Genomic DNA, 5,046 nt, shown 5'->3' on the forward strand with positions numbered 1-5,046 from the left:
CGAGGACCGGCGACCGGTGATCAGCGATCGAGAGCGCGAGGGTGGTGAACGCGATCGCTTCGAGGACAGCGACGGACACCCAACCGAGTCCGATGGTGATCAAGCGTCGTCGGGCTGCATTGGCGCTGTTCATTATTCGGCTCCAGTCAGGGCTGCATTGTGCGAGGCGGCGTCATTCACGTTTCGACCGCCGAGGTCGAGTCGATCGTCGGCATCGTCTGCAAGAGCGGGGTCGTGGGTGACGATCACAATCGTCTTTCCTTCGTCATGTGCGAGGTGTCGCAATTCCTTCAGCAGTTCGGCGGCCGTGCGATCGTCGAGTGCACTGGTCGGCTCGTCGAGCAGCAGTACTGCTGCGGGCGAGAGGAACACCCGAGCAAGCCCGACGCGCTGACGTTCTCCTCCGGAGAGTGAAGTGGCGTCGGCATCGAGGCTGACGTCGATCTGTGCCCGGCGTAGTGCGGCGGTGTATTCCGCGTCCGTTGCATCGGGGGCGGCCAGCGCGATGTTCTCGCGCACCGTGGCAGGTAACACGTCTGCGCCCTGGGGTGTGAGCAGAAGGGACTGTGGCCGCAGGTTCTCGTCGATCACGGTGATGCTACGACCTGCGTAGCGGACGGTACCCAGTTCCGGGATCTCGAAGCCGGCCAATGCTTTCAGGAGCGTCGTCTTGCCTGCTCCACTCGGTCCCGTGATCGCAGTGATCGTGGCTGGGCGGAATGCATGCGTGACGTCGTCGACGACTCTGCGGTCCGCGATCGTGACAGTCAGGTTGACGATCTCCAGTCGATCGGAGGGACTCGAGGCCGGAACGGTTGGTGCTTCACCGGCAGGGAGGGTGGGTTCGTCCAGGGCAGCGGCGAGCCGGCCCGCAGCAGAGCGTCCAGCAGCGACGTAGTCGAGGCCGTGCCCGAGCCGCAGGGCCGGTGTCACGATTGCGAGGCTGAAGAGAATGGTGGCGGCCAACGTCGTTGCATCCCAGTGAAATCCGACGGCATAGGCGATCGCGAACGTCGCCGTCGCCTGCATGAGGGCAACGGCGACGGCCGCAGGGGTAGCCACGAGTCGAACGCGCTCCTGCATTCCCCGGGTGAACCGTGCTGTCGATTCTGCATAGTCGGCGGCAGCGCCGGTCTGCGCACCGTAGATCCGGCAGACGCGGATGCCGCGGGCATAGTCGTCCACGGCAGTCACGATGTCGCCCATGACATCCGCGCTTTCAGCGCTGTGCCGAGCGGCCATTCGGGGGATCACGACCAGGTAGAACAGAGCTGCCACGATGCCGGGAGCCAGAGCGAGAAGCGCCACGGGGCCGGCTGAGGCAACCAACGCCGCGATCGTGACCGCGGGGACCACGATGAGTGTGGCGAACTCGGCCGGTAGGTGCGCAGTCATATGGTGCAGCGCCGAGATGTCGTCCGAAACGAGCCTCCTCAGCGCGTCTCCGCTGTAGCGGGACAGCGTGCTTGCCGGTAGGCGAACGAGGTGGGCTGCGAGTTGGCGGCGAACCCTTGCCTCGAAAAGCGATTCCGCGTGGTGCGAGAGCCACGACGATGTGGCAGCGAGCGCGACGCCCACGAGCCACAGCGCACATGCCCACCCGGCCCAGCTCATCGACGGTTCACCGATGAGTTGCACGACGCACCAGAGCGCCCCGAGCATCGCGACCCCCGACGCTGCGGCCGCGACGACCCCGGCAGCCAATGCAGGCAGCGCCGGGCGCAAGGCCGGGACCAGCGACGGTTCGACGAGAGGGCGGGGCATGGATAACTCCTTGAATCAGCGCCAGGGTGCAGGCACGACAAATGACCGAGACCTAAGGTTAGGGGTCGATGGCTCCATATGGTTATCGCCGTACGCCGATTTCTTACACTCGCACAGCATCTGTCGGTGTCAGGATGCGGCCGAGATGGAACTCATGACGTCTTCCCACACGCCCATGACTGCGGGTTCGGTTGGACCCGTTTGGGTGAAGACTGCCACGCATTTGCAGCGGAAGTCGTACATCTCGATCGAGCTGGTCAGGCCGTGAACGCCGTGGGTGCGAGTCAGCCAGCACTCCGAGACACCATTCAGGTCGATCATCGTCCGGCAGGTGTCGGACGCCAAAGTCAGCGTCCCCCCGAACATGGCTGCGGCGTCGAGGTCACCACGGTGGATCTGCAGGCATCCGTTCCCGGCGACGACGGTCGTGACGGGAAGTTGGTGGTAGGACAGGTGCTCCATCCCGGCAGCCACGAGGTGAGGATCGACTCGCCGGTAACCGAGGGCGCCCAGAGCGACCAGGCCGCTACGACGTTCGCTGCCGCCGTCCGCGAGGATGAAGTCGAGCTGTGTCAGCTGATCGGCTTCGGCCCAGAATGCGGGCGTATTCGACGTCTGGATGGGAGGGCTTGTTTCCCTCGCAGTGCTCGGCGCAGTTCGCATCGCTTCGAAGGCGAGACGATCCGAGGCCGGGGTCAAATACGTGGTGTGTGAACTTGATCCGTGGATGTCGAACATGCGGAGCGTCGGCGGTAGGTGCTGCTCTGCGTCAGTGGTCACCACCGAGCCGAGGGAGGCAACGTTCAAACGTAGAGCGACGAGCCCGGGCGCGCAGACCAACGGATCGCCGGGAACTGTCGGAACGGAGTACTTGCCCGAGTCGTTGACAGCCACCGGGCCTGCGACGGTGATTGCTACCGTGTCGTCCAAGAGCGGCAACATTTTGCCGACTACGTCAGGTGCGGTGTCGATCAGTCCACCACGGAACCCCGGACGCGCAAGCAGTGCGTCCAGGTCCGACATGCGTGCCAAAGCTGCGCAACGACATTCGCCACGGTGCGGGCACATCTCAGTAGACATCCCTTAGGTACCGCTTCGATCGTTTGAGGTTGTTGACGTAATCCTCAGCGGCGTCCGCATCCAACCCACCGTGCTCGGCGACGACCTCGTGCAATGCGTCGTCGACGTCCTTTGCCATCCGAGTGGCGTCGCCGCAGACGTACACGTGCGCACCGTTTTCGAGCCAGTCGAACAAGTCTCGGCCCTGCTCGCGCATACGAGTCTGGACGTAGATCTTCTCGGACTGATCGCGCGAGAAGGCCAGATCGAGGCGAGTCAGGACACCGTCACGGGTCAGCCCGTTCAACTCGTCCTCGTAGATGAAGTCGCTCGACTGATGCTGATCGCCGAAGAACAGCCAATTCTGCCCCGACGCGTTGCGCGCGCGACGCTCGTGCAGGAAAGCGCGGAAGGGTGCGATGCCGGTTCCGGGGCCGATCATCACGACGGGAACAGCGTCATCGGCGGGTAGGCGGAACGAATTGTTCTTGGAGACAAAAACTCCGACCCGATCTCCCTCGCCGACGCGGTCCGCCAGGTACGTCGAGCAGACGCCGCCGCGGTCCCGCTCGCCCGAGCGGTAGCGCACACTCGCTACCGTCAGATGGACGGTGCCGTCGTGGGCCAGCGGGCTGGAGGAGATCGAATAGACCCGATGTTGCAGCGGGCGAAGAAGTGTAAGCAGATCCTCGGGATTCAGGCGAATGCTGTTGTCCAACTGGAGGAGATCGAGAACGTCCTTGCCCCACAGCCACGCATCGAGCGCTTCCCGATCTTCCGTGTCGAGAATATGCTGCAGTTCGGCGTCGCCGCTGCGTCGGGCGATGTCTTCGATCAAATCGCGCGAGGGAATGGAGATCTCGTAGTCGCTGGTCAACACCTGGTCCAACGGTGCGGACGAGCCGTCTTTCGCGGTAACCACGTAATCGCCGCTGACACCGAGCTGATGGATGATCGCCTCGACGAGGGCGGGGTCGTTGATCGGGCGGATGCCCAATCCATCTCCGGCCTCGTAGTCCAGACCGTCCTCGCCGAGCGCAAGGGTGAAGTGGCGGACTTCCTTGGCTGAGTCCTCGCCGGACAACAGCCGGTTGGCGAGGACGGTTGCAGGATAGGGGTTCTTGCGAGTCCACTGGGGCTTGGTCTTCGTCTGAGCGGGCGCAACCGGCGAGGCAGCGGCCCCCGCATCACCGTCGACACCGGCCACCGCAGCGACGGCCCGAACGATCCACTCGGCCGCCGGATCCTCGTAGTCGACGTCGCAATCGGTGCGGTCGACAACCCGGGTCCCGCCGAGCGCTTCGAAGCGGGCGTCGATGTTCTTTCCCGACTGGCAGTACCCGTCGTAGCTGGTGTCACCGAGTGCGAGTACTCCGAAGTAGAGACCCTCCAGCCGGGGCGCACTCTCGGATTCGACTGCATCCCAGAACAGCTGCACGTTGTCGGGCATCTCGCCCTCGCCGTAGGTGGAGGTGATGACGAGCACCCGGCGCATGGCGGAAAGTGCATTGATATCCACGGTGTCCAGACTCGCGACAAGTGGTTCGAGACCGTGGGCACGAGCAGCTGCGGCTGCGTCTTCAGCCAAGGACTCCGCGTTGCCGGTCTGACTTCCATAAAGGATGTGCACGGCTGCGCCGGCAGCTCTCTCCACTGTCGCTGTTGCAGTACCGGTTTGACCGGACATGACAGTTCGCGAGTGTAGACCGGCCAGGAATCCGGAAAGCCACGCGCGCTGGTCTCCGGTGAACGGTGCGTATTCGGGGATGTACGGGATTTCCATGATTTGAAGCTCACCTACTTTCGGGGGAGGAGGTCAGGACACCAGGTCGGGGATCGTGCGCGATGCGAACAGTTCGTCGAAGTTCGGCAGTGATCCGAGCTTGTCCCGATTCTTGCTGTCTTGAAACAGAATCCACCCGTACGTCGCCGGGCTGTCCATGGCCAACACGTTGCGTAGGCTCAGTGCCTGCTTGTAGTCGTCGACCCGCTTGGCTGCAATCAGCGCAGCCAACTGTTCGTCGTCGTAGTCGGCCAGAATCTCTTTCGAGTACTTGACCAAGTGCTGGACGAGGGCGAAGTCCTCGGTCAGCACCAGGTTTCGGGCCGCTTTCTGCACTGCTGGATCGTCGGGTCCGGACGCACCCGGCGTGCGAGCGGCGGCGAGTTGTTGCGCGAAGTGAAGCACGGTGTACTCACTGAGCAGCGCATACATCGTCGCCG

4 protein-coding genes are annotated in these 5,046 nt (G+C 63.7%); all 4 read right to left on the reverse strand.

The window, feature by feature from the left end; all coding sequences use genetic code 11:
- Positions 1 to 132: 132 nt before the first annotated feature.
- The gene (locus A2J01_RS22115; protein WP_064113596.1) at positions 133 to 1,764 is read right to left on the reverse strand and encodes an ATP-binding cassette domain-containing protein; all 1,632 of its coding nucleotides are present in this window, start codon (positions 1,762 to 1,764) and stop codon (positions 133 to 135) included.
- A 129-nt stretch (positions 1,765 to 1,893) separates the two neighbouring features.
- A complete protein-coding gene (locus A2J01_RS22120; RefSeq protein ID WP_064113599.1) occupies positions 1,894 to 2,787 on the reverse strand; it encodes a hypothetical protein in 894 nt (297 codons plus the stop codon).
- 46 nt (positions 2,788 to 2,833) lie between these two features.
- Entirely contained in the window at positions 2,834 to 4,606 is a 1,773-nt protein-coding gene (locus A2J01_RS22125) for a sulfite reductase subunit alpha (protein WP_064113597.1), read from the reverse strand.
- Positions 4,607 to 4,639: 33 nt separating this feature from the next.
- The coding region (locus tag A2J01_RS22130; RefSeq protein ID WP_156519355.1) for a hypothetical protein at positions 4,640 to 5,046 on the reverse strand (407 nt) is incomplete at its 5' end.

The organism is Rhodococcus sp. EPR-134 (assembly GCF_001647205.1).
In the GTDB taxonomy this organism is placed as follows: Bacteria; Actinomycetota; Actinomycetes; order Mycobacteriales; family Mycobacteriaceae; genus Rhodococcus_F; species Rhodococcus_F qingshengii.

Excerpts from the sequence above, each read along its gene's own strand:
- A2J01_RS22115 (WP_064113596.1), bottom strand. The coding sequence starts at position 1,764 with ATGCCCCGCCCTCTCGTCGAACCGTCGCTGGTCCCGGCCTTGCGCCCG.
- A2J01_RS22120 (WP_064113599.1), bottom strand. The coding sequence starts at position 2,787 with ATGTCGGACCTGGACGCACTGCTTGCGCGTCCGGGGTTCCGTGGTGGA.
- A2J01_RS22125 (WP_064113597.1), bottom strand. The coding sequence starts at position 4,606 with ATGGAAATCCCGTACATCCCCGAATACGCACCGTTCACCGGAGACCAG.